Below are 22,221 nucleotides of genomic sequence, written 5' to 3' on the forward strand. Positions count from 1 at the left end.
GTTGGATGATGAAACCCTGCATGCAACGGCCGTTCACCAGCTTGCCGCTGCGTCAGCGAGGAGCGGTGATGGTGCTGATCGTGGTGGCCTTGGCATCCATGTTGCTCATGTCCGCCCTGGCGCTGGACGGTGGGCACATGATGCTTAACAAGGCGCGCCTGCAGAATGCCGTGGATGCCGCCGCCCTCAGTGGTGCCAAGACCCTGAGTCAGGTCATGGGCAGCGGCAACGCTTCCAGCCAGGCGCGCGATGCCGCATTGAACACCCTGTCGCTCAATGCCAACGCCAGTGGCAATGGTGAACTGGCGGCGGCGATCGCGGCAGCCGGCGGCATCGGTGCATTCGCGCAGGTGGAGTTGGCTACCAATGTCGAAGGACCGTTCATCTTTCCAGGGCCGGTGGATGCTCGCTTCGTTCGGGTCACGGTAGCGGACTACTCGCTGCCCGGTTTCTTCTGGGGTTTCGCCCAGGCGTTTGGCGCTGGCAATTTAGCCGACAAGGCAGTGGCGGCTATCGCCACTGCCGGACCAAGCCAGACCGCGCCCTGCGAGCTCACCCCACTACTTGTGTGTGGCGACCCGAACCAGTATCGGCCAGAAGACGACATGTTCTGGGGCTATCGGTTTGGCGATCTGGAGGTGCTGAAGAGTGCAGCGGGCGATGCCCCAGCAATTGGTCCCGGCAACTTCCAGTTGCTTCGCCTGGACGAAATGAGCGGCGCCAGGGATGTCCGCGAGGCCCTGGCTGGGGGCATCAATCACTGCCTGACCCCGGGTGAGCCCGTGGAAACAGAGCCGGGCAATACAGTGGGGCCGGTGGCCCAGGGATTGAACACCCGTCTTGGTCAGTACTCCGGGCCGATCAGTCCGGGCGACTATCCGCCGGATAAGGTGATCAGTTTCACCACGCCCCGGATGACCTACAACGATCGCGCGTCACCGCCTCGGGTGGAGCACCGGAACCAGCCGGTCACATCGAATAACGGTGATCTGACTGCGGGCAACTGGAGTGTGCGCGGCTACAACGACTGGATGAGGAGCGTGGCCGACTGCCCAGATGGCTGCGAAGCCAATGGCGTAGCAGAGAGGCGTTTGCTGAAGATTGTGGTCGGCAACTGCAACGGTGTTTCCGGTGGGCAGACCTCGGTACCGGTATTGGGCTACGGCTGTTTCTTCCTGCTCCAGACGGTCAGCCAGCAGGGCAACCAGGCGCAGATCTTCGGCCAGTTCGTGATGGATTGCGCAGGGGATAGCGTGCCGGGACCGGTGGTGGATGACGTAGGGCCGAAGATCATCCAGCTATACAAGACCTATCTAACGCCCACGACGCCGAGCCCCGACTCGTAGGGATTGTCGCTGGCGCCTGTTGACGGCAGGAAGCAACCCGAGCAACTGGGGCTGCTGACGGTAATGCAGGGCAAGCCGGTCAGTGGGCCAATTTTTTTGAATAGAGGTGAGCGATGAGCACTAGTGCATTCAAGCCGCTTCATACGCAACGAGGCGTAGCCATGGTGGAGTTCGCCATCGCCTTGCCGTTGTTGCTGTTGCTGTTGCTGGCCATCGGCGAGTTCGGACGCTTGCTCTACCACTACAACAACCTGCAGCAGGCCAGCCGCGACGCCGGCCGCTACGTCGCCGGACAGGCCTGGAACGCCACACTTGGGCAGATCGAACTGAGTGGCGATTTGCAAACCAGAACCAAGAACGTCGCCGTTTACGGTGTGCCGGCCAACCCGAGCGGCTATGCGTCCGTGGTGCCAGATCTAAGTACAGGCGACGTGCAGGTCAGCTCAGTGGGTGCCGAGCACGTGCGCGTTAGCATCACCTATACCTTTCGCCCGGTTATCGGCAATGCGTTGCCAACATTTTTCGGCTCGTCGATCCCTTTGAATATTGCGCTGAACTCCACCGTTGTCATGAGGGCTCTGTGATGAATAAGAAGCGCATGCAGGGTGTCTACGTGGTGGAGTTCGCCATCATCGGCTTGCTTCTTTTCACACTGTTGTTCGGCGTGCTGGAAATGGGGCGGCTGTTATTTACCGTCAATGCACTGGACGAGGTGGTGCGCCGAGGCGCGCGGCTCGCAGCGGTATGTGCCATAAGCGATGAGTCTACAGTGAAGCAGCGGGCGATCTTCAATGACGCAGGGGACAGCAGTGCGAGCCCGCTGATCGCCAGCCTGCGAACCAGTGACCTGAGCCTGACCTATCTGGATGAGAACGGTGCCGTGGTGGCCAATCCCGGTGATCCTGCGAACCTGAGTTCTATCCGCTTCGTCCAACTCAGCGTGGAAGATTTTCCCTTCACCCTGTTGATACCGCCACCGCTGGGCGGGGCCATCACTTTGCCGGTGTTTAGGGCGATTTTGCCTCGTGAAAGCCTTGGTTCCGATGGCGACGGGGGTAACACATCATGTTGACATCCAAAGAGGTTATGCCAGTGCGCCGTGCTTCCAGTAAGCAGCGGTTGCAGCTCTTGATCAGCAGCCGTGATGCCACGGCTCTGAATCACCTGAAAACCCTGAGTGAGCGTATTTCCAGCCTGCAGGTGACCACGCGCCTGGTGAGTAACGGCCATGCCGATCCGTTGTACGGCCTGGAACGCATGCCAGATTTTCTGCTGCTGCGGGTCAGTCATCTGTGGCGCGAGGAGTTGGCGGCCCTGCTGCAGAGGCCAGCCCATGAACGACCGCCGTTCCTGATCTGTGGTCCGCTGGAGGAGCACGAAGGAATACGGCTGGCGATGCAGGCTGGCGCCCGGGATTTCTTGCCCGAGCCGTTGGCCGCCGATGATCTCCTTGCTGCCTTGGGTCGGATGATTCAGGAGACGCCAGCCGGGCAGGCTGCCAACGGCAAGTTGGTCGCGGTGATGAATGCCAAGGGCGGCTCGGGTGCCACCCTGCTGGCTTGCAATCTGGCCCAGCAACTCAGCGTACGAGGTGGCAGCACACTGTTGTTGGATCTGGACTTGCAGTTTGGCAGCGTTGCCCATTGCCTGGATGTGGTGCCGGCGCACAGTCATGTTGAGGTGCTGCAACAGATCGAGGAAATGGACAGCGTCGCCTTGCGCGGCTTCTGCAGCCATTTCAGCCACACCTTGCATGTGCTGGGTGGGCGTGCAGGGGAGTTTTGCTTGCCTCAGGATGTACGGCTGGAGCAGCTCGAGGCGCTGCTGCGTCTCGCACGCAGTACCTACGACTGGGTCGTGGTCGACCTGCCGCGGCAGATCGACCATCTCACCGGTATCACACTGGAACAGTCCGATCACGTCTACATCCTGGTGCAGCAAAGTCTAAGCCATCTAAAGGACGCGACCCGCCTGATGCGCATCATGCGCGACGACCTCGGTGTGCAGAACAACCGTTTTCAGGTGGTAGTCAATCGCTACGACAAGGCAGCGCCGGTCAGCCTCAGGGATGTGGCCGAGTCGTTGCGCTGTTCGGAATTGCAGAAACTGCCCAATGACTTTGCCGTGGTCAGCGAAAGCCAGAATACCGGCGTACCGCTCGACCTCCATGCGCCCAGGGCTCCGGTGACCCTGGGGATACGCGAGTTGACTCAGGAATTGCTTGGCACCGAAGCAGCTGAGCAGGGCTTGCTGAAACGTACCTTCGACCGACTGTTCAGGGGGTAGACCATGCTCAGTGAATTTCGTAATCGGCTGCGCCAGCAGGCCGGCAAAAATGCCCAAGCTGCGCCCCAGGAAGAGCAAGTGATTGGTGAGTTGGGCGCGGCGATGGCCTGGGAGGCTAGTGTGCCGGATGCCATCTACGAAACCCGCACCCAGCTCAACCCGATGGAAGTCCAATGGCGCGAGCGCATCTATCAACAGCTGCTCAAGGTCATGGACCTGTCGCTGCTCGACTCGCTGGAGCCGGCGGAGGCCGGACGGCAGATTCGCGAGCTCAGCCAGCGGCTCCTAGAGGAGCACTCGGCTCCTGTGACCAGCAGCAGCCGGCAAGTGATCATCAAGCAGATCACCGATGAGGTGCTCGGCCTCGGCCCACTCGAGCCGTTGCTGGCCGATCACAGCGTCTCGGACATCCTGGTCAACGGGCATGCCTCTGTCTATGTCGAACGACACGGCAAGCTGCAGCGCACCGATGTGCGCTTTCGCGACGATCAGCACCTGCTCAACATCATCGACCGCATCGTCTCCAGCCTGGGGCGCCGCATCGATGAGTCCTCGCCGTTGGTCGATGCACGTTTGAAAGACGGCTCGCGGGTCAACGCGATCATCCCGCCGCTGGCCATCGATGGGCCGAGCATGTCGATCCGCCGCTTCGCGGTGGACCTGCTCAATACCGATAGCCTGGTGGAGATGGGGACCCTGACCCCGGCCATCGCCCTGGTGCTCAAGGCCATAGTGCGGGGGCGGATGAATGTGCTGGTGTCCGGCGGTACCGGTACCGGCAAGACCACCATGCTCAATGTGTTGTCCAGCTTCATTCCGCACAACGAACGGATCGTCACGATCGAGGACTCCGCCGAACTGCAGCTGCAGCAGCCCCATGTGGTGCGCCTGGAAACCCGCCCGTCGAATATCGAGGGTCGCGGCGAGGTCAACCAGCGCGAGTTGGTGCGCAACAGCCTGCGCATGCGCCCGGACCGTATCGTCATCGGCGAGGTGCGCGGCGCCGAGGCCCTGGACATGTTGACGGCCATGAATACCGGTCACGACGGCTCCCTGACCACCGTCCACGCCAACACCGCGCGTGACGCCCTGGGCCGCATCGAGAACATGGTGTCGATGACCGGCGCCACCTTCCCGATGAAAGCATTGCGCCAACAGATCGCCTCGGCGATCGATGTGGTGATCCAATTGGAGCGTCAGGAGGACGGCAAGCGCCGCCTGGTCAGTGTGCAGGAAATCAACGGCATGGAAGGCGATATCATCACCATGACCGAGATATTCGGTTTCGTCCGCCGTGGCATGGGCGAGCAGGGCGAAGTGCTCGGCGACTATCGCCCGACCGGCATGGTGCCGGCATTTCGCGACGTATTGTCCAAGCGCGGCATCGAGTTGCCGCTGACCTTGTTCCGCCCGGAATGGATGGAGGAACAGTCATGAACCAGATTCCCAGTGAATTCATTCTGGCTTTCCTCGGTATGGTGTTCGCCGCGGTCTTTCTGCTCAGTCAGGGGCTGGTAGTGCCAGTGTTCGGCGAGGCGGGAAAGGTACGCAAACGCATCCGTTCTCGCCTGCATGTACTGGAGCAAGCTAGCGATCTGCCTAATATGCAGACAGTGTTGCGACAGAAGTATCTGCGGCGCCTGTCACCGCTGGAGGCCAAGCTGGAACAGTTGCCGGCCATGGAGGCCCTGGCGCAGATGATCGAGCAGGCCGGTCATGGTTATCGTGCTTATCGCGTGCTGTTGCTTGGGCTGCTGCTGGGCGTGGCAGCGGGAGTGCTGCTGTGGTTGTTCACCCGACTCTGGTGGCTGGCACTGCCGGCTGCCCTGATCGTCTGCTGGATGCCGGTGCTAAAGATCGCCAGTGATCGTGCCAAGCGTTTCGCCCAGTTCGAGGAGGGCCTGCCGGATGCTTTGGACGCCATATGCCGAGCGCTGCGCGCCGGCCACCCGTTCAACGAAACCCTGCAACTGGTGGCCGAGGAGCACAAAGGCCCCGTAGCGCACGAGTTCGGCCTGACCTTCTCCGATATCAACTATGGCAACGACGTGCGTAGGGCCATGCTGGGTCTGCTCGAACGCATGCCAAGTATGACGGTGATGATGCTGGTGACCTCAGTGCTCATCCACCGGGATACCGGCGGCAACTTGACCGAGGTGTTGGAACGCTTGAGCAGCCTGATCCGCGGGCGGTTCCGTTTTCAACGAAAAGTCAAAACCTTGTCGGCCGAAGGGCGCATGTCCGCCTGGGTGCTGGTGGCCGTGCCGTTCGTGTTGGCTGCGGCGATCGTGGTTTCGAGCCCGACCTATCTACCCTTGCTGATCAAGGAGCCGATTGGTCAGAAACTGGTGATGGCGGCCTTCGCCGCCATGCTGGTCGGGATTTTCTGGATCCGCAAGATCATCAGGATTCAGGTCTAGCCAGCGGCGGTCGCCGGGGAGGAACTAGTCATGGACTATCTGCTTAGTCTGCTTAACCGAGTGGTGGAGAACGAAGAAGCGGCGCGCCTGCTGTTCGTCGGTGCCATCGGCCTCAGCGTGGTGCTCGTCCTGGTCACGGTGAGTTTACTGGTGATGGGTTTACAGGATCCGGTTCAGCGTCGCTTGGCCTTGATCAAGCGCGGGCATGGCGGGGAGAGCGCAGGGCACGGGGCACCGAGCAACCTGCAATTGATGCTGGAGCAGGTGGGCCAGCGGTTCACCCCCGATGAGCAGGGGCAGGACTCTGCGACCCGTACCCTGTTGACACATGCCGGTTATCGCTCACCCGCTGCAGTGCAGACCTACTGGGCAGTCCGCCTGCTGTTACCGCTGGTGCTACTGGCCCTGACGCTAATGGCTCTGCCGCTGGTTCCCGAGTTGTCCTTGGCTATGGGCTTTGGCTTGGTGGCATCGGCCGTCGCGGCCGGCTGGCTCGTGCCAGCTATCTATGTCGAAAAACGCAAACAGGCACGTATGACCCGATTGTTGGTGGCCTTTCCCGATGCTCTGGACCTGATGGTGGTCTGTGTGGAATCGGGGTTGGCCTTGCCCCAGGCCATTGAGCGGGTTGCCGACGAGATGGCGGTGAGCCAGCCAGAGCTGGCGGTGGAACTGGCCCTGGTCAATGCGGAAATCCGGGCTGGTATTACCAGCACCGAGGCACTCAAGCACCTGGCCGACCGCACGGGTTTGGAGGACATCCAGGGGTTGGTCAGCCTGCTGGCGCAGAGCATCCGTTTCGGCACCAGTGTAGCCGCTACGCTGCGTATATATGCGGAGGAGTTTCGCGACCGGCGCACCCAGAAAGCCGAGGAGACCGCGGCGAAAATCGGCACCAAGCTGGTATTCCCACTAATCTTGTGCCTGTGGCCGAGTTTTTTTCTGGTCGCCATCGGCCCTGCAATCATTGGGGTGCTCAAAGTCTTCGGGAAGGTATGAGATGAACAGGATCAGTCTGCTGCTGGCCATGACGGCCGTGTTGTCGGGATGCCAGACCATGGGGCCGGAGTCGGCGGTAAACACCCGCTCAGTCTACTCCGGCGGCAATTCAGTGCTGTACCAGGTGCAGAAACAGGCGACCACCGCCGAGCAGGCCATGCAGATAGCTGCCATGGCCTACCAGGCCGGCGATCTGGACCAGGCGTTGTTCCTCTACCTGCGCGCCATCGAACTGGACCCGCAACACTATCCGGCACTGGTCTGGATTGGCCGCATCCACCGCGAGCGCGGCAATACCGAGCTGGCCGCCATGGCTTTCAAGGATGTGCTGGCCAACGCGCCTGAAAACATAGACGCCCTGACCGAGATGGGCCTGTTGCAACTGGCCAAGGGCCGTCAGGCAGAAGCGCAGGAGTTGCTGTCCAAGGCGCTCCTGCTGGACCAGTATCGTCTGGGGCTGGACCGGGACACCGCTATGCCGGATGCGGACGCACTCAAAGTTGACAGTCAGTCGCCGTTGAAGCTCTACAACGGCCTGGGGGTGCTCGCTGATCTGCGTAACGACTTCCAGCTTTCCGGGGCCTACTATCGTCTGGCCATGCTTATCGAGCCGCGTTCGGCGCTGGTGCAGAACAGCCTGGGCTATTCCCATTACTTGGCGGGGCAATGGCCGGAAGCGGAGCAGCTCTATCAGCGTGGCATCAACTTCGACGCCGCCTACAAACCCCTGTGGCGCAACTATGGCCTGCTACTGGCGCGGATGGAGCGCTACGAGGAGGCCATCTCCGCCCTGGAGCAGGTCGGCAGTCGGGCACAGGCGAGCAACGATGTTGGCTATATATGCCTGGTGGAGGGCAAGCTGGATCTGGCCGAGCAGTTCTTTCGCAGCGCCATCGAACAGTCGCCTGCGCACTATGCCAGTGCCTGGGAGAACTTGAATCGAATCCAGCAGGTCAGGCGCATTCGCCAGATGGGCGGTGCCCAGTCGGCTGTCGAGCCGGCGGTGGGCGCGCCGGGCGCAGCCGTCACGGTAGTGGCTACGCCCTGAGCGACCCTGTATTCGTGAAGTGGCGCAGGCTGAACCCTCGGCCTGCGCGATCCCGTCAACTCAGTTGATTGCGTCGGTCAGCGCCTTGGCCGGGACGTATTTGACGACCTTCTTCGCCGCGATCTCGATCGCCTTGCCAGTTTGCGGATTGCGTCCGGTGCGGGCCGGGCGCTCGCTGACCTTCAGCTTGCCGATGCCGGGCAGGGTGATCTCGTCGCCGTTTTCCAGGGCATCGCTGACGATCTCGCTGAGTTGCTCCAGCGCGGCGCGCACTGTGGCCTTCGGCGTGTCGATGGCTTCCGCGATGTCGCTGATCAGTTGGTCTTTGGTCATGGCCATATTGTTGCTCCTTGATTGAGGTGTGGCGCTGAAATGCCCCGCGCAGGGTACTGCGATTTCGCCTCGCTGGCACCGCCGGATATGCGCCGTGGTGAATCGCATCCCGCCTTGTGGGCGGGCGCCAAGGTGGTCATTCCAGCGTTGGCCGCTCTCGCGAACCTGTATTCACCCGATACTCCGCAAGCTGCCTGCCGGTGCCATGGTTTCGCCGGCAGCAGGCCAGTTTTGTATCGTAAGTGCTTGAAGCAGTTGTAAGTTCGAGACAAGCCGGTACAATGGCGCGGCCCGCCGCCTGGTGGGCAACGTTATGGTGGCCCTGCCGGTCCCCCCGCAACGATCAGCCGTGAACCCGGTCAGGCCCGGAAGGGAGCAGCCGCAGCGGTGACATTGTGTGCCGGGGTGTGGCTGGTGGGGTCCACCTCCATATCGTATATCCTTGATTCCTAACGGTTTTTCGCTCTGATCACGCCAGTGATCCATAGGGTGATCCACCGTGTCTTATGTCCCTTCTTGCATCTGGTTATCCCGCCACTCGATCTTCTATTTCAGGATCGTGGTGCCTGGAGCTCTGCGCCCGTTTTTCCCCTGTTCTGAGATCCGTCGTTCGCTGCAGGCACGCTGCAAGCGCCAAGTGTTGATCCGTGGGCGGGAGTTACTCTTGCAGGTTCAGCAGCGATATACCCAGGCATTCCAGGGCTAGATTCCTTGCGCGGTGCCTAGGAGGCTGGTGGTAAGCAAGTGGCCAGTTGGCTGCGCCTTTCTGCGCACAATAAAAAGCCCCGCGTTAGGCGGGGCTTTTTACGGTCGTGGTGCCTCAGGGTGTTTGGTAGCTGAGCACGCTGTCCTGTTCCTTCAGGGCTTTGCGCATTTCCGCCGGGATGCTGCCGGAGCGCACGGCGAGTTCCAGGCGGATGTCCTCCAGGCTTTGGGCGAAGGCCTGTGGATCGGTCAATTGCGCGGTGTTGAGTACGCGGCTGTATGCGGTGGCGTCGCTTTCGTCGAGCAGGGACAAGACGATGCTGCCGTCCGGTCGTGGCGCGCCGAAGTTGGCCCGCAGGGGGGCGAACAGCTGATCGACGAATTGTTGATTGGGGTTGTCCATGACCAATACTCCATCCTGAGGGTGACAAGCTCTGACCATAGCATTGCGGCTAAGTTCAATGCCAATCGGGCATCAGGCCTGCAGCGATTGCCGTGCGCGGTGTATCACTTGTTGCAGGGATTCGTCGCTGTATTGCCCCGGGTAGAGGCGCTGGCTGTGCCGGGCGATGCCTGCCTGGTTGACGACGGTAAAGCTGAAGCTGCCTTTGCGCGTTGCCAGGATGCGGCAGTCGAGCGGGGCAAAAGCCTGGGACAGGGTGCGAACGGCAGCCTGCATCTGGTGTTGAGTGTTCATAATTCTGGGTAATTCCTAAAAACTAGCGAGCGCGTCACTGCGCAGATAAAGCTCCAGGCGCCGGCCCGTCGGGCAGGCAGGAAGATTCCGGTAGGAGCGAAGTTGCACGAGCAGGCTCCGCTTTTTCGGCGCCTGAACGGGTCGGTACTTCGGAGGCAGGCGACAGTCTGCGCTTGGGCGAGACGGCCTGATCAGTCAGCAGGGTGGGTCGGGGAGGGTATCTGTGCGGTACCGCTTGATAGGCGGATGCACGCTTTCACCTGGGAACCATCGTGGGGCAGGGAGGCCCGATTGACTTGCAGCGTGGTACGAACGGCGTGGATGTTAACCGCCTGGTCAATTTTATTCCAGTTATATCTGGGCTCGATCGGCCACGAGGCCGCTTCGGGTCTGTCCATCGGATGCAATTTGCCCCATGCTCCGTTAGCATTAGCCCACTTCAATGCTTTCCTCTCGTGACGGGTTTCGATGAGTTATCAGGTTCTTGCACGCAAGTGGCGTCCGCGCTCGTTTCGCGAAATGGTCGGCCAGACCCATGTGCTCAAGGCGCTGATCAACGCCCTCGACAGCCAGCGTCTGCACCACGCCTATCTGTTCACCGGTACCCGCGGGGTGGGCAAGACCACCATCGCGCGGATCATTGCCAAGTGCCTGAACTGTGAAACCGGCATCAGCTCGACGCCTTGCGGCGTCTGCTCGGTGTGCAAGGAAATCGACGAAGGCCGCTTCGTCGATCTGATCGAAGTCGACGCCGCCAGCCGCACCAAGGTCGAAGATACCCGCGAGCTGCTGGACAACGTGCAGTATTCGCCGAGCCGCGGGCGCTTCAAGGTCTACCTGATCGACGAAGTGCACATGCTCTCCTCGCACTCGTTCAACGCGCTGCTCAAGACCCTGGAGGAGCCGCCGCCTCACGTCAAATTCCTCCTGGCCACCACCGATCCGCAGAAGCTGCCGGTGACCATCCTCTCGCGCTGCTTGCAGTTCTCCCTGAAGAACATGCCGCCGGAGCGGGTGGTCGAGCACCTTACTCACGTGCTTGGCGCCGAGAGCATCCCCTTCGAGGAGGACGCCCTTTGGCTGCTCGGCCGCGCGGCCGATGGCTCGATGCGCGACGCCATGAGCCTGACCGACCAGGCCATCGCCTTCGGTGAAGGCAAGGTGCTGGCTGCCGATGTGCGGGCCATGCTCGGCACCCTGGATCACGGGCAGGTGTATGGCGTGCTGCATGCGCTGCTGGAGGGCGATGCCCGTGGAGTGATCGATGCCGTGCGCCACCTCGCCGAGCAGGGGCCGGACTGGAACGGCGTGCTGGCGGAGATGCTCAATGTCCTGCACCGCGTGGCCATCGCCCAGGCACTGCCTGAGGCGGTGGACAATGGGCAGGGCGATCGCGACCGGGTGCTGGCCCTGGCCCAGGCATTGCCTGCCGAGGACGTGCAGTTCTATTACCAGATGGGGTTGATCGGCCGGCGCGACTTGCCGCTGGCGCCGGACCCACGCAGCGGCTTCGAGATGGTGCTGCTGCGCATGCTGGCATTCCGCCCGGCGGACGGCGGTGACGCGCCGAGGGTGCCGCTAAAGCCGCTAGGGATTAGCCAGGCCACTGCTGATCCCCGAAACAACCCAGTGGCCGGCGCCGGCATGCCTGCGCCGGTTGCCGGCGTGCAGCCTGTCAGTGTCGAGCCGACACCTGTCGTCGAATCCGCTCCGGAGACGGTCGCCGCACCCTCAGCCGCGTCGGTTGCCCCGGTCGCAGTGCCGACACCGGTGCTTGCGCCTGCGCCAGCCGCCGCTGCCGTTGCTGCCGCACCCGCTCCAGTCGAACCAGCGCCTGCACCTGTTACGGAGCCGGCCTTGGCCGCGCCGACGGCAGTGCCGGAGCCGGTCATAGATCTGCCTTGGGAGGAGCCGCAGACGCAGTCCGCTACCGTCTCGTCGCCTGCAGCTTCAGAGGCAGAGGTGAAGGCAGAAGCGGAGGCAGAGCAGCCTGAAGCTCAACAGACCGAGCCGGAGCCAGTGATCGAGGCGGCCGGTTCGCCGCCGACTGACGATCGTCCACCGTTCGCCGCCGAGCGCGACGATGAGCCGCCGCCAGGGGACTACGACTATGTCGAGATGGATGCCGAGTCCTTCGACTACGACTTCGAGTCGGTGGCGCCAACGCTTCCTGCGGAGGTAGAACCATCACCGGCCGCGCAGCCGGCCACCGGCCTGGCTGCCGAATGGCTGGAGCTGTTTCCCAAGCTCGGTCTGTCCGGGATGACCGGCAGCATTGGCGCCAACTGCACGCTGATCGCGGTAGAGGGCGACAACTGGTTGTTGCATCTGGATCCCGGGCACAGCGCGTTGTTTAACGCCACCCAGCAGCGTCGCCTGAACGATGCCCTGAACCAGTTTCATGGGCGCGAGTTGAAGCTGCAGATCGAGCTACGCCAGCCCGAGCAGGAGACCCCCGCGCAGGCCGCGGCGCGCAAGCGTGCCAATCGTCAGCGCGAAGCCGAGGCGTCGATCCATAACGACCCCCTGGTCCAACAGATGATTCAGCAGTTCGCCGCCAGCATCCGTGCGGACAGCATCGAACCCATAGATACCTAGGACCTGCTGCGGCCAGGGCGTAAAGTACCCTCTGGCGTGAGCATGTCGAACTCAAACCCCGATTACGAGGACTAGCACCATGATGAAAGGTGGCATGGCCGGCCTGATGAAGCAGGCCCAGCAGATGCAGGAAAAAATGCAGAAGATGCAGGAAGAGCTGGCGAACGCCGAGGTGACCGGTCAATCCGGCGCCGGCCTGGTGAGCGTGGTGATGACTGGTCGCCACGACGTCAAGCGCGTCAGCCTGGACGACAGCCTGATGCAGGAAGACAAGGAAATCCTCGAAGACCTGATCGCCGCCGCGGTGAACGATGCCGTGCGCAAGGTCGAGCAGAACAGCCAGGACAAGATGGCCGGCATGACCGCCGGTATGCAGCTGCCGCCGGGCTTCAAGATGCCATTCTGATTCGCCGCCTCCCGCCAGTGCACCTGGGGGGAATTCCCCGGTGTGCGCTGGGCATGGATGCCCGGCTCGTGGAAGCCGAGCCTCCCGCCTGCGCGGTTCATTGCGCAGCGCCAGCTGATCAACCCACCCGTAGTAGTCGAGTTTCGCCATGAGCTTCAGCCCACTGATTCGCCACCTGATCGACTCCTTGCGCATTCTGCCGGGTGTCGGGCAAAAGACGGCCCAGCGCATGGCCCTGCACCTGCTCGAGCGCGACCGCAGTGGCGCGGTGCGCCTGGCCCAGGCCTTGACCCAGGCAATGGACGGCGTGGGCCATTGCCGGCAGTGCCGCACGCTCAGTGAAGACGAGCTGTGCCACCTGTGTCTGGATCCGCGGCGCGACGACAGCCTGCTGTGCGTGGTGGAAGGTCCGATGGATGTCTACGCGGTGGAGCAGACCGGTTTCCGTGGGCGCTATTTCGTGCTCAAGGGCCATCTGTCACCACTCGATGGTCTTGGTCCCGAGGCCATCGGTATCCCCGAGCTGCTGGCGCGTGTCGAGGCGGGGAGCTTCAGCGAAGTGATACTCGCGACCAATCCGACCGTGGAAGGCGAGGCCACCGCCCACTACATCGCGCAGTTGCTGGCTGGCAAAGGCCTGGTCGCCTCGCGCATCGCCCATGGCATGCCGCTCGGCGGGGAGCTGGAGCTGGTCGATGGCGGGACCCTGGCCCACGCCCTGGCCGGACGGCGTCCGATCAATCTCTGATCAGTCCTGCTGCAGTAGCCGCAGCGCCGCGTCATCCATTTCGTAGGCAAGCCATTTGCTCACCGGACGACCGCCCTGGCGTCGGTAGAACGCTTGCGCGCGCCGGTTGCCGGCCAGTACGTCCCAGTGCAGGCGCCCGGCGCCCTCGGTCAGTGACCAGTTCGCCACGGCGCCCAGCAGTTTCCTGCCCAGCCCTTGGGCTCGCTGGCCCTCCTTTACATAGAGTTCCTTGAGGCGCACGGTGGGGCGGAGGTCGTGGGTGAACGGGATCGTCAGCGCCACGGCGTAGCCGAGCAGTGCAGCCTCGCGTTCGACAACGAATATCTGGCACTGTGCCTCGTCGCCGAAGGCCCGCCGTTTCAGTGCCGGTTCGTCGACGGCGAAGCTCGTCAGGTAGTCCTCGAACGCCGCCAGCTCCCGCATCAGCCCCAGCAACTGCGGTGCATCCGCTGGCCTGGCACGGCGCACCAAGGCGTGCCTCAACATGCGCAGGCGACGCCGGTTGCAGTTGTCGCGACAACGCCTTCGTCGTCCACGACCAGGCTCAGGCCTTCGTCGAGCCAGCCGGTCACCCCGCCGAGCATTTCCTTCACGGCATAACCCAGGCTGGCAATGCGTACCGCCGCACGGTGCACCCCGTTGCAGTGCGGTCCGGCGCAGTAAACGATGAACAGGGTGTCGCGCGGGTAGGCGGCCAGGCGATCGGCGTCGATCTGCCGATGGGGCAGGCAGATTGCGCCCGGCAGATGGCCGGCACCGTAGGCTGCTTCGTTGCGCACGTCGAGCAGCACGAAGTCGGCTGCGCCGCTCTGCAGACTGTGATGGACGTCCGAACAGTCGGTCTCGAAACTCAGGCGCTGACTGAAGTGCATCAGCGCGACGGCGGCGGAGGCGGCTGGGTGTTGGCTGACCGGGCTCATGATGTGGCTCCTTGGGTGGTGTGTGCGGCCACTGTATCCAGCGTCTGGACTCGGCTACAGTGGCGTCTCGGACAGTGATCGGAAGTTTTCCGCCAATGCGCAACGACCCCGGCCTGGTGGCCATCCTCGCCTACGATGGCCTGTGCACCTTCGAATTCGGCATCGCCGTGGAGATATTCGGGCTGCCGCGCCCGGAGTTCGATTTTCCCTGGTATCGCCACCGTATCGTCGGCCTGGAGGTCGGCCCCATGCGCGCCATGGGCGGCATCCAGGTGCTGGCGGATGCCGGCCTGGAAGCCCTGACCGAGGCGCGCACCATCGTCATTCCCGGCTGGCGAGATCGCGCCGAGTTGCCGCCGGTGGAGCTGCTTCAGGCGCTGCGCGAGGCCCACGGGCGCGGTGCCCGGTTGCTGTCGATCTGCTCAGGGGTGTTCGTGTTGGCCGCCAGCGGTCTGCTGGATGACCGCAGTGCCACGACCCATTGGCGCTATACCGAGGAGCTGGCGCAGCGCTACCCGCGGATCGAGGTCGACCCCCAGGTGCTCTATGTCGATGCCGGGCAACTGATCACTTCGGCCGGCAGCGCGGCGGGCATCGACGCCTGCCTGCACCTGGTGGCGCGCGATTTTGGCAGCCAGGTGGCCAACCGTGTGGCTCAGCGCCTGGTCATGGCGCCCCAGCGCTCCGGTGGGCAGGCGCAGTTCATTCCCGCACCGGTTGCAAAACTCGCGCGTCACGATCTGTCCGGGCTGCTCGACTGGGCACGGCAGCGCCTGGAGGCACCACTGGCGGTAAGCGAGTTGGCGCAGCGCGCGGCGATGAGCGAGCGCACCTTCCTGCGCCGTTTTCGTCAGGCCACCGGGCTGACGCCCAAGGCCTGGTTGCAACACGAGCGGATGATCCGTGCCCGGGCCTTGCTGGAGGGTGGCAGGCAGAGCATCGAGTGGATTGCCGAGCAATGCGGCTTTCGCACGGTGGAGAGCTTCCGGAGCGCCTTCCGTAGCAGTGTGGGCCTGGCGCCGAGTGCCTACCGTGAACGCTTCGGCGCGAGTCAGGAGGCTGCCTTGCTAGCCTTGGATACCGCGGCGCTTGGCGACGCGTGAAGGTGCATCGGCCGTGCGTTGGTCGGCGACCGGACGAATCGCCCGCCGTTATGGCCGATATCCCGGCTTGATAACCAAGCAAGCGCTCGGTTAGGTTGCGAGGGTGCCTGTCCACGGAGCCGACCATGCCTGCCTTGCCCGATTACTTCGATCCGTCCCATCAGCTGATCCGCGATTCGGTGCGACGCTTCGTCGAGCGCGAGATATTGCCTCACGTAGACGACTGGGAGGAGGCGGAGGAGTTTCCCCGTGAGCTTTATCTCAAGGCCGGTGCGGCCGGTATTCTGGGCATTGGCTATCCGGAGCGCTTCGGCGGCAGCCACGAGGGCGACATCTTCGCCAAGGTGGCGGCCAGCGAGGAGCTGATGCGTTGTGGCTCGGGCGGGCTGGTGGCGGGACTGGGCTCGCTGGATATCGGCCTACCGCCGCTGCTCAAGTGGGCCCAGCCGGCGCTGCGCGACCGGGTGGCGCCCCAGGTGCTGGCTGGGGAAAAGATCATGGCGTTGGCGGTTAGCGAGCCATCCGGCGGCTCCGACGTGGCCAATCTCAAGACCCGTGCGGTGCGCGACGGCGACTGTTACCGGGTCAGCGGCAGCAAGACCTTCATTACCAGCGGCGTGCGTGCCGATTACTACACGGTGGCGGTGCGCACCGGCGGCGATGGCTTCGGCGGAATCAGCCTGTTGCTGATCGAGAAGGGCACTGCCGGCTTCAGCGTGGGGCGCAAGCTGAAGAAAATGGGCTGGTGGGCCTCGGACACTGCCGAGCTGTTCTTCGACGACTGCGGGGTTCCCTTGGGCAATCTGATCGGCGCGGAGAATGCCGGCTTCGCCTGCATCATGGCCAACTTCCAGAGCGAGCGACTGGCGCTGGCGATCATGGCCAACATGACCGCGCAGCTCGCGCTGGAACAATCCCTGAGCTGGGCAAGGTCACGCGAGGCCTTCGGCAAGCCGATTGGCAGGTTCCAGGTGCTCAAGCACCGCCTGGCGGAGATGGCCACCCAGCTGGAGGTGTCCCGCGAGTTCACCTATCGCCAGGCGGCGAAAATGGCGGCGGGGCAGAGCGTCATCAAGGAAATCTCCATGGCCAAGAACTTCGCCACCGATATCGCCGATCGCGTGACCCATGATGCCGTGCAGATGCTGGGGGGGATGGGCTACATGCGTGAAAGTCTGGTCGAGCGGCTGTACCGCGACAGTCGCATCCTCTCCATCGGCGGCGGCACGCGGGAGATCATGAACGAGATCATCGCCAAGCAGATGGGGCTCTAGCCGCAGTTGTTGTGAGTGGAGGTGGTCCGTCGGACGACGAGACCCTGGCGCTATGCGCCGGCGCGGCGGCAAAAGCGGATGCTTTGGATGGGTGGGGGCTCGCGGACGAGCGCCCCACTGCGTTACCTGGTTCAGTCGACCAGGGTCAGGGTGACATCGATGTTGCCGCGGGTGGCATTGGAGTAGGGGCAGACGATGTGCGCTCGTTCGATCAGCGTGCGTGCCTGCGCGCGATCCAGACCGGGAAGGCTGATGCGCAGCTCGACCTCGATGCCGAAGCCGTTGGGTATCGCACCGATACCGACCACCCCTTCGATGGAGGCATCGGCGGGGATCGCCAGCTTGTCGCGGGCGGCGACGAACTTCATCGCGCCGATGAAACAGGCCGAATAGCCGGCGGCGAACAATTGCTCAGGGTTGGTGCCCGCACCGCCGGCGCCGCCGAGTTCTTTCGGGGTGGACAAGGCGACGTCGAGTACGCCGTCGGATGAAATGGCGCGGCCGTCACGGCCGCCGGTGGCTTCTGCGTAGGCGCGGTAAGCAATGGTTTCGATCGACATGTGGTTGTTCCTCTGTGCTGGGGTAGGTGGATCTACTGGCTGAGCGGGTTCTGCTGTGGTGTGACGAATAACCTTCGCGCTAACTCCGGCCCCACGGATGTCCTGCAAGCGCGGTTGACTGCTGGCGAGGCTTGCCGCGACTGAGCGTGCGCAGTGGCTGGCTTCTGTAGTCATGCTCTTCATGGGGGTATCCGGCTCTCCGGTTGGCGGGGCGCTTGGCGTAGACTTGTTCCTCAGATTGCCTTGCTGACTAAAGGATTGTGCGCAAGCAAAAATCACGGAAAGAAAGTTAGCTCGAATAAATATTGTGCGCAAGATAATTGCCGGTCTTTTTTGCTATAACACCAGGCGCTTATGGAATAAGCGATCTCTCGGAGTGCCGCTTGAGCGCGGGTTTTTGCGCTGCAGGGGAGGCGGCGTTAGCGGGCTCTACGCTGGGGGGGCGTTCCGTCCGAGAAGGCGGAGTGCGGTGTCGCTCGCCGTTGGGAGCGGTGTGGAGGCGCAGCCGCGTGCATCGACCGCCTGCCGCGGCTTTAGAGCATCTCCTGCAGGCTGCTACGCAGCGCAGTCAATTCTTCCTTGAGCGCCGTCAGTTGTGCGGCAGAGCGACGACTGGCCTGGACGATGCAGCCGGGGATGCGCTTGGCTCGCTCGCGCAGGGCGCGGCCCTTGTCGGTCAGGTGCAGCTCGACCACGCGCTCGTCGGCGCTGCTGCGAACGCGATCGAGCAGGCCGTCGGCCTCGAGGCGCTTGAGCAGGGGCGTGACCGAGCCCGGGTCGGTCAGCAGGCGCGCGCTCATCTCGCTAACGGTGAGGCCGTCGCCTTCCCACAGCACCATCATCGCCAGGTATTGCGGGTAGGTCAGGCCGAGTTCCTGCAGCAGCGGCTTGTACACCTTGGTCATCAGCAGGGATGTGGAATAGAGGGCGAAGCACAGCTGATTGTCCAGCTGCAGCTCGGCGCAGGTGTCTGGCGAGGCCATGCGGCACTCCGGAGGCGAGGGATAAGGCGAACAATTTATCGCGCTAAAGGACGCGATGCCAAGCGAACTCTTGGTGACGACGCACCGGTGCGCCGATTGTTCTAGGACGGCTGTTCATCCGGAGGCGCCACGCTGTGCTCCTTCTCCTGGCCGAGCCTGTGGTGCTGAAACGCCTGGGTTACGGTGGCGCGCAGCTGCTCGTCATCCCAGGGCTTGGTGAGGAACTTGTAGATCGCGCCCTGGTTGATCGCGTCGGTCACCGACTTCAGATCGGTATAGCCGGACAGGACGATGCGGATGGTATGCGGATAGAGGTCCTTGACCCGGCTCAGGAACTCGGTGCCGTTCATTTCCGGCATGCGCTGGTCCGAGAGGATCACTTGGACTTCGTGCTTGGCCAGCAGGGCGAAGGCGTCCTGGGCGCGGTTGGCGGTCAGAATGCGGTAGCCATCGCGGCGCAGGACGCGAGTCAGGGCGCGCAGGATGTTTTCTTCGTCATCGAGCAATAGCAGGGTTTGCTCATTGCTGTCCTCCGCGGCCAAGGGCAAGCGCCCCGGCACTCCGTCTCGCTGCGCTCGGAGAAACTCCTCCAGCAGTGGCAGCGGCATGGGTTTGGCGAAGTAGAAACCCTGGAACTCGTTGCAGTGGTTCTTCTTCAGGAAGGCGTACTGGGGTTCGGTCTCCACCCCTTCGGCGACCACCTTGAGCTTGAGGTGGTGGGCCATGGAAATGATGCCTAGAGAGATCGCCGCGTCGGTGCTGTCGCTGATGACCTCCTGGACGAAGGAACGATCGATCTTGATCTTGTCGATCGGCAGACGCTTGAGGTAGTTCAGGCTGGAGAAGCCCGTGCCGAAGTCGTCGATCGCCAGGCTCACGCCAAGGTCCTTCAGGGCATGGAGGACAAAGATCGCCCGCTCGGCGTTGTCCAGCAGGACGGACTCGGTAAGCTCCAGTTCCAGCAGCTCGGGCGGCAGGCCGGTTTCCTCCAGCACGGCGCGCACGGTGTCGACGAAACCGGAGCGCTGGAACTGGATGGGCGAGATGTTCACCGCCATCACCCGGCCGCTCCAGCCCTTATCGAGCAGGGCGCGGGCCTCTCGGCAGGCGGTGTGCAGGACCCACTCGCTGAGCGGGATGATCTGCCCGGTATCTTCGGCCACCGGCACGAACTCGGCCGGGGAGATGAAGCCGAGTTCACTGTGCTGCCAGCGCAGCAGGGCCTCGTAACCCACGACGCGGCCGCTGCGGCCATCGATCTGTGGTTGGTAGTACAGCTGAAAGGCTTCGGCCTCGATGGCTTTTTGCAGCTCGTTGCGCAGGGTGACCCGCTCGTTGACCCGCTGGTTGAGGTCCTGGGTGTACCACTGGTAGTTGTTGCGGCCCTGCTGCTTGGCCTTGTACATCGCCAGATCGGCTTGCTGGATCAGGGCCATCGGCGGCTCGGTGGTGCCGTCGCTCAGGGTGATGCCGATGCTGGCGGTGATGTGCATCTCGATACCGGCCACCTTGTACGGCTGGGCGATGCTGGCGATGATCCGGTCGGCGACCAGCAGGGTATCCTCTTCGCGGGCCAGATCCGGCAGGATGACGATGAACTCGTCGCCTCCCAGGCGCGCCACGGTGTCGCCGGGGCGCACCTGCTGGTTCATGCGCCTGGCCACTTCGACCAGAATCTGGTCGCCGGCGCTGTGGCCCATGCTGTCGTTGATCGGCTTGAAGCCATCCAGGTCGATAAACATGACCGCCAGGCTGCGCTGGTAGCGCCGGCTGATCTGACAGCCCTGGACCAGGCGATCCTCCAGCAGCGAGCGGTTGGGCAGGCCGGTGAGCACGTCGTGGCTGGCGTTGTAGGCCAGCTGGGACTCGAAGTTCTTCTGCTCGGAAATGTCGTTCTGGATGCCGATAAAGTGGGTGATTCTGCCCTGTTCATCCGGAACCGGCGCTATGTACAAGGCGTTCCAGAACGGCGTGCCGTCCTTGCGGAAGTTGCGCAGCACCACGTGGGTTTCACGGATTTCCTTGAGGCCCTGGCGGATATCATCGATGACAGGCTGATCTCGCTCGCTGCCTTGCAGGAAACGGCAGTTCTGGCCAATCACCTCGGCTGCGCTATAGCCGGTGATGCGTTCGAACGCCGGGTTGGCATAGATGATCGGAAGATCGCTGGCCTGGGCATCGCAGATCAGTGCGCCGTTGTAGGTGGCCTCCAGGCTGCGTCGCAGGACCCGCAACTGTTTTTCCGACTCGATCCGCGCGCCGATGTCGCGCAGCGAAAGCAGACGCATCTGCTGACCGTCCCATTCCGATTGCGAGCACTGCACTTCGGCGTCCAGGGTCCTGCCGTCTGCCAGCGGCACGCGGCACTCGCGGAGCTGGCCGGGTGTCACGGCGAGATCGAGATGGTGTTCCTGTAGTTGGGCGAAACTCTCTCCGAGGAGTTGCTCGGCGGCCGGATTGGCGTAGCGCACGATGTTTCCAGCATCCACCACCAGCATGGCATCGCGGCTGTCGGTCAGCAGTTGGCGGAATGCCTGGTCCTTGCGCTGGGCCTGCTCTTGCGAACGGACCTGCTCGGTAACATCCTTCACCAGCGCCAGGTAGGCCGGCAGGCCATTGAAGTCGATCTCGCTCCAGGTGACTTCCACCAGTATCTGCCTGCCGCCCTTGAGGCTATGGACCCAGGGTCTGTCTTCGGCCAGCGGTGAAGCCTCTATGAGCTGTCCAGAGCCGGTGAGCAGGCGGCTGCGCTCATCCGCAGGGCGTATGTCCAGCACGGTCATGCCGGCAAACTCCTCCTGCGAATAGCCATAGACATCGAGCATCTTCTGGTTGACCGCCAGAAACGCCAGGCTTTCCCGGTGGAACACGTACATGGGCTGGGGGTTGGCATCGAACAGCAGCCGATAACGTGATTGGCTGTCGCTGAGCGCGCTGCGCGATTGCGCCCGGCTCAGGGCATAGCGAATGCTGCGGGCCAGGCTACGGCCATCGAACTGGCCCTTGACCAGATAATCCGAGGCGCCCATGTCGATGGCATAGGCATCGAGCTCATCATCGCCCTGGCCGGTGAGGAGAATGAAGGGCGTCTGCACGTTCTCCGCCTGGGCCGCGGCAATCAGGTCCAGGCCGCTCTCGGCGCCGAGGCGGTAATCAACCAGGTAGAGGTCGTGCTCCTGGCGCCGGATGGTGTCCAGCGCCTGCTCATAGTGGCTGACCCAGTCCAACTGGCAGCGCAGCTGCTTGGCATCGCCGAGCAGGTCGCGGGTGATCAGGTAGTCGTCCTCATCATCCTCGATCAGCAACAGGCGCAGGGAGCGTTGATTCGTCATCGGTTCTGATGCACCACCGGCAATTCCGCGAGCTCCAGCCAGTAACGGCCCAGGGTCTGGGCGACATCGCGCAGGCCGGAAAAGCTGGTGGGCTTGGTGAGGTAGGCGTTGGCGCCACTTTCGTAGCTTTCCAGAACATCCTCCCTGCTGCTGGAGGTGCTCAACACCACCACCGGTATGCTGTGCAGGCGTTGGTCCGACTTGATCTCCGCGAGGGCCTCGCGACCGTCCTTGCGTGGCATGTTCAGGTCGAGCAGGAGGAAGCCCGGCAAGGGATATTTCTGTGCGTCCTCATAGGGCGGGCGATGATGCAGGTAATCCATCAGCTGTTCGCCATCGTGAACGAAATGCACCTGATTGTTCACACTGCACTCGCGCAGCGCCTCGGTGAGGAGCAGGCAATCATCCGGGTCGTCGTCGGCGATCAGGATGTGGATGGGCTGCGAGGTCTTGTGGGTCATAA

At 63.0% G+C, this 22,221-nt stretch carries 23 protein-coding genes and 1 other RNA gene; 15 read left to right on the plus strand and 9 right to left on the minus strand.

Going from position 1 to position 22,221, the window contains the following annotated elements:
- Positions 1–5 precede the first annotated feature (5 nt).
- From LPB260_RS00390 to LPB260_RS00425, 8 genes are all read left to right on the plus strand, one after another.
- The gene (locus tag LPB260_RS00390; protein WP_208706682.1) at positions 6–1,346 is read left to right on the plus strand and encodes a TadE/TadG family type IV pilus assembly protein; all 1,341 of its coding nucleotides are present in this window, start codon (positions 6–8) and stop codon (positions 1,344–1,346) included.
- Positions 1,347–1,459: 113 nt separating this feature from the next.
- Positions 1,460–1,930, plus strand: coding sequence for a TadE/TadG family type IV pilus assembly protein (locus LPB260_RS00395; protein WP_208706683.1), 471 nt, complete (start codon positions 1,460–1,462; stop codon positions 1,928–1,930).
- Positions 1,930–2,418, plus strand: coding sequence for a TadE/TadG family type IV pilus assembly protein (locus LPB260_RS00400; RefSeq protein WP_208706684.1), 489 nt, complete (start codon positions 1,930–1,932; stop codon positions 2,416–2,418). Before LPB260_RS00395 ends, LPB260_RS00400 begins: the two co-directional genes overlap by 1 nt.
- Positions 2,412–3,632 (plus strand): AAA family ATPase, encoded by a 1,221-nt coding sequence (locus tag LPB260_RS00405; RefSeq protein ID WP_208706685.1) that lies wholly within the window; start codon positions 2,412–2,414, stop codon positions 3,630–3,632. The genes LPB260_RS00400 and LPB260_RS00405 overlap by 7 nt, the downstream gene beginning before the upstream one ends.
- A 3-nt stretch (positions 3,633–3,635) precedes the next feature.
- Positions 3,636–5,069, plus strand: coding sequence for a CpaF family protein (locus LPB260_RS00410; protein WP_208706686.1), 1,434 nt, complete (start codon positions 3,636–3,638; stop codon positions 5,067–5,069).
- Positions 5,066–6,052 (plus strand): type II secretion system F family protein, encoded by a 987-nt coding sequence (locus LPB260_RS00415; protein ID WP_208706687.1) that lies wholly within the window; start codon positions 5,066–5,068, stop codon positions 6,050–6,052. Before LPB260_RS00410 ends, LPB260_RS00415 begins: the two co-directional genes overlap by 4 nt.
- Positions 6,053–6,082: 30 nt before the next feature.
- Positions 6,083–7,051, plus strand: coding sequence for a type II secretion system F family protein (locus LPB260_RS00420; RefSeq protein WP_208706688.1), 969 nt, complete (start codon positions 6,083–6,085; stop codon positions 7,049–7,051).
- 1 nt (position 7,052) lies between these two features.
- Positions 7,053–8,099: a lipopolysaccharide assembly protein LapB gene (locus tag LPB260_RS00425; RefSeq protein ID WP_208706689.1), complete on the plus strand. Its 1,047-nt coding sequence runs from the start codon at positions 7,053–7,055 to the stop codon at positions 8,097–8,099.
- Between the two features lie 60 nt (positions 8,100–8,159).
- Here the strand turns inward: LPB260_RS00425 and LPB260_RS00430 are convergent, their stop codons facing one another.
- Positions 8,160–8,438 carry an HU family DNA-binding protein gene (locus tag LPB260_RS00430; protein ID WP_208706690.1) on the minus strand — a complete coding sequence of 93 codons (279 nt, stop codon included), beginning with the start codon at positions 8,436–8,438 and terminating at the stop codon, positions 8,160–8,162.
- A 317-nt stretch (positions 8,439–8,755) separates the two neighbouring features.
- Between LPB260_RS00430 and ffs the strand changes: the two genes are divergently transcribed.
- Together ffs and LPB260_RS29205 are read left to right on the plus strand one after the other, a co-directional pair.
- An RNA gene (ffs, locus tag LPB260_RS00435) (signal recognition particle sRNA small type) lies at positions 8,756–8,852 on the plus strand.
- Positions 8,853–8,994: 142 nt separating this feature from the next.
- Complete coding sequence (locus LPB260_RS29205; RefSeq protein WP_371926152.1) at positions 8,995–9,138, plus strand: hypothetical protein; 144 nt, start codon at positions 8,995–8,997, stop codon at positions 9,136–9,138.
- 114 nt (positions 9,139–9,252) lie between these two features.
- Here LPB260_RS29205 and LPB260_RS00440 read toward each other — a convergent pair whose 3' ends face one another.
- On the minus strand, positions 9,253–9,540 hold the full coding sequence (locus tag LPB260_RS00440) for a DUF3509 domain-containing protein (protein WP_208706691.1): 288 nt from the start codon (positions 9,538–9,540) through the stop codon (positions 9,253–9,255).
- A 72-nt stretch (positions 9,541–9,612) separates the two neighbouring features.
- Entirely contained in the window at positions 9,613–9,834 is a 222-nt protein-coding gene (locus tag LPB260_RS00445; RefSeq protein ID WP_208706692.1) for a hypothetical protein, read from the minus strand.
- Positions 9,835–10,302: 468 nt separating this feature from the next.
- On the opposite strand from LPB260_RS00445, the gene dnaX reads away from it, so the two are divergent.
- From dnaX to recR, 3 genes are all read left to right on the plus strand, one after another.
- Entirely contained in the window at positions 10,303–12,432 is a 2,130-nt protein-coding gene (gene dnaX / locus LPB260_RS00450; RefSeq protein ID WP_208706693.1) for a DNA polymerase III subunit gamma/tau, read from the plus strand.
- 79 nt (positions 12,433–12,511) lie between these two features.
- Positions 12,512–12,838: a YbaB/EbfC family nucleoid-associated protein gene (locus LPB260_RS00455; protein WP_208706694.1), complete on the plus strand. Its 327-nt coding sequence runs from the start codon at positions 12,512–12,514 to the stop codon at positions 12,836–12,838.
- Positions 12,839–12,986: 148 nt separating this feature from the next.
- Positions 12,987–13,586: a recombination mediator RecR gene (recR, locus tag LPB260_RS00460; RefSeq protein ID WP_208706695.1), complete on the plus strand. Its 600-nt coding sequence runs from the start codon at positions 12,987–12,989 to the stop codon at positions 13,584–13,586.
- Here recR and LPB260_RS00465 read toward each other — a convergent pair whose 3' ends face one another.
- A complete protein-coding gene (locus LPB260_RS00465; RefSeq protein WP_256625639.1) occupies positions 13,587–14,054 on the minus strand; it encodes a GNAT family N-acetyltransferase in 468 nt (155 codons plus the stop codon).
- A gap of 11 nt (positions 14,055–14,065) precedes the next feature.
- A complete protein-coding gene (locus LPB260_RS00470) occupies positions 14,066–14,509 on the minus strand; it encodes a rhodanese-like domain-containing protein (protein WP_208709983.1) in 444 nt (147 codons plus the stop codon).
- A 92-nt stretch (positions 14,510–14,601) separates the two neighbouring features.
- Here LPB260_RS00470 and ftrA point away from each other — a divergent pair, with 92 nt between their 5' ends.
- Together ftrA and LPB260_RS00480 are read left to right on the plus strand one after the other, a co-directional pair.
- A complete protein-coding gene (gene ftrA, locus LPB260_RS00475) occupies positions 14,602–15,609 on the plus strand; it encodes a transcriptional regulator FtrA (protein WP_208706697.1) in 1,008 nt (335 codons plus the stop codon).
- A 125-nt stretch (positions 15,610–15,734) separates the two neighbouring features.
- Entirely contained in the window at positions 15,735–16,883 is a 1,149-nt protein-coding gene (locus LPB260_RS00480) for an acyl-CoA dehydrogenase family protein (RefSeq protein ID WP_208706698.1), read from the plus strand.
- Between the two features lie 131 nt (positions 16,884–17,014).
- Here the strand turns inward: LPB260_RS00480 and LPB260_RS00485 are convergent, their stop codons facing one another.
- From LPB260_RS00485 to LPB260_RS00500, 4 genes are all read right to left on the minus strand, one after another.
- Positions 17,015–17,443, minus strand: a complete 429-nt coding sequence (locus LPB260_RS00485; protein ID WP_208706699.1) for an organic hydroperoxide resistance protein — start codon at positions 17,441–17,443, stop codon at positions 17,015–17,017.
- 533 nt (positions 17,444–17,976) lie between these two features.
- Positions 17,977–18,426: a MarR family winged helix-turn-helix transcriptional regulator gene (locus tag LPB260_RS00490; RefSeq protein ID WP_208706700.1), complete on the minus strand. Its 450-nt coding sequence runs from the start codon at positions 18,424–18,426 to the stop codon at positions 17,977–17,979.
- Between the two features lie 101 nt (positions 18,427–18,527).
- On the minus strand, positions 18,528–21,758 hold the full coding sequence (locus tag LPB260_RS00495) for an EAL domain-containing protein (protein WP_208706701.1): 3,231 nt from the start codon (positions 21,756–21,758) through the stop codon (positions 18,528–18,530).
- Positions 21,755–22,219: a response regulator gene (locus LPB260_RS00500; protein WP_208706702.1), complete on the minus strand. Its 465-nt coding sequence runs from the start codon at positions 22,217–22,219 to the stop codon at positions 21,755–21,757. The genes LPB260_RS00495 and LPB260_RS00500 overlap by 4 nt, the downstream gene beginning before the upstream one ends.
- Positions 22,220–22,221: the final 2 nt, after the last annotated feature.

Source organism: Pseudomonas sp. LPB0260, assembly GCF_013388395.1.

Bases quoted from the DNA above. Each gene is read 5' to 3' on its own strand.
- LPB260_RS00390 (WP_208706682.1), top strand. From the start codon at position 6: ATGATGAAACCCTGCATGCAACGGCCGTTCACCAGCTTGCCGCTGCGT.
- LPB260_RS00395 (WP_208706683.1), top strand. From the start codon at position 1,460: ATGAGCACTAGTGCATTCAAGCCGCTTCATACGCAACGAGGCGTAGCC.
- LPB260_RS00400 (WP_208706684.1), top strand. From the start codon at position 1,930: ATGAATAAGAAGCGCATGCAGGGTGTCTACGTGGTGGAGTTCGCCATC.
- LPB260_RS00405 (WP_208706685.1), top strand. From the start codon at position 2,412: ATGTTGACATCCAAAGAGGTTATGCCAGTGCGCCGTGCTTCCAGTAAG.
- LPB260_RS00410 (WP_208706686.1), top strand. From the start codon at position 3,636: ATGCTCAGTGAATTTCGTAATCGGCTGCGCCAGCAGGCCGGCAAAAAT.
- LPB260_RS00415 (WP_208706687.1), top strand. From the start codon at position 5,066: ATGAACCAGATTCCCAGTGAATTCATTCTGGCTTTCCTCGGTATGGTG.
- LPB260_RS00420 (WP_208706688.1), top strand. From the start codon at position 6,083: ATGGACTATCTGCTTAGTCTGCTTAACCGAGTGGTGGAGAACGAAGAA.
- LPB260_RS00425 (WP_208706689.1), top strand. From the start codon at position 7,053: ATGAACAGGATCAGTCTGCTGCTGGCCATGACGGCCGTGTTGTCGGGA.
- LPB260_RS00430 (WP_208706690.1), bottom strand. From the start codon at position 8,438: ATGGCCATGACCAAAGACCAACTGATCAGCGACATCGCGGAAGCCATC.
- LPB260_RS00440 (WP_208706691.1), bottom strand. From the start codon at position 9,540: ATGGACAACCCCAATCAACAATTCGTCGATCAGCTGTTCGCCCCCCTG.
- LPB260_RS00445 (WP_208706692.1), bottom strand. From the start codon at position 9,834: ATGAACACTCAACACCAGATGCAGGCTGCCGTTCGCACCCTGTCCCAG.
- dnaX (WP_208706693.1), top strand. From the start codon at position 10,303: ATGAGTTATCAGGTTCTTGCACGCAAGTGGCGTCCGCGCTCGTTTCGC.
- LPB260_RS00455 (WP_208706694.1), top strand. From the start codon at position 12,512: ATGATGAAAGGTGGCATGGCCGGCCTGATGAAGCAGGCCCAGCAGATG.
- recR (WP_208706695.1), top strand. From the start codon at position 12,987: ATGAGCTTCAGCCCACTGATTCGCCACCTGATCGACTCCTTGCGCATT.
- ftrA (WP_208706697.1), top strand. From the start codon at position 14,602: ATGCGCAACGACCCCGGCCTGGTGGCCATCCTCGCCTACGATGGCCTG.
- LPB260_RS00480 (WP_208706698.1), top strand. From the start codon at position 15,735: ATGCCTGCCTTGCCCGATTACTTCGATCCGTCCCATCAGCTGATCCGC.
- LPB260_RS00485 (WP_208706699.1), bottom strand. From the start codon at position 17,443: ATGTCGATCGAAACCATTGCTTACCGCGCCTACGCAGAAGCCACCGGC.
- LPB260_RS00490 (WP_208706700.1), bottom strand. From the start codon at position 18,426: ATGGCCTCGCCAGACACCTGCGCCGAGCTGCAGCTGGACAATCAGCTG.
- LPB260_RS00495 (WP_208706701.1), bottom strand. From the start codon at position 21,758: ATGACGAATCAACGCTCCCTGCGCCTGTTGCTGATCGAGGATGATGAG.
- LPB260_RS00500 (WP_208706702.1), bottom strand. From the start codon at position 22,219: ATGACCCACAAGACCTCGCAGCCCATCCACATCCTGATCGCCGACGAC.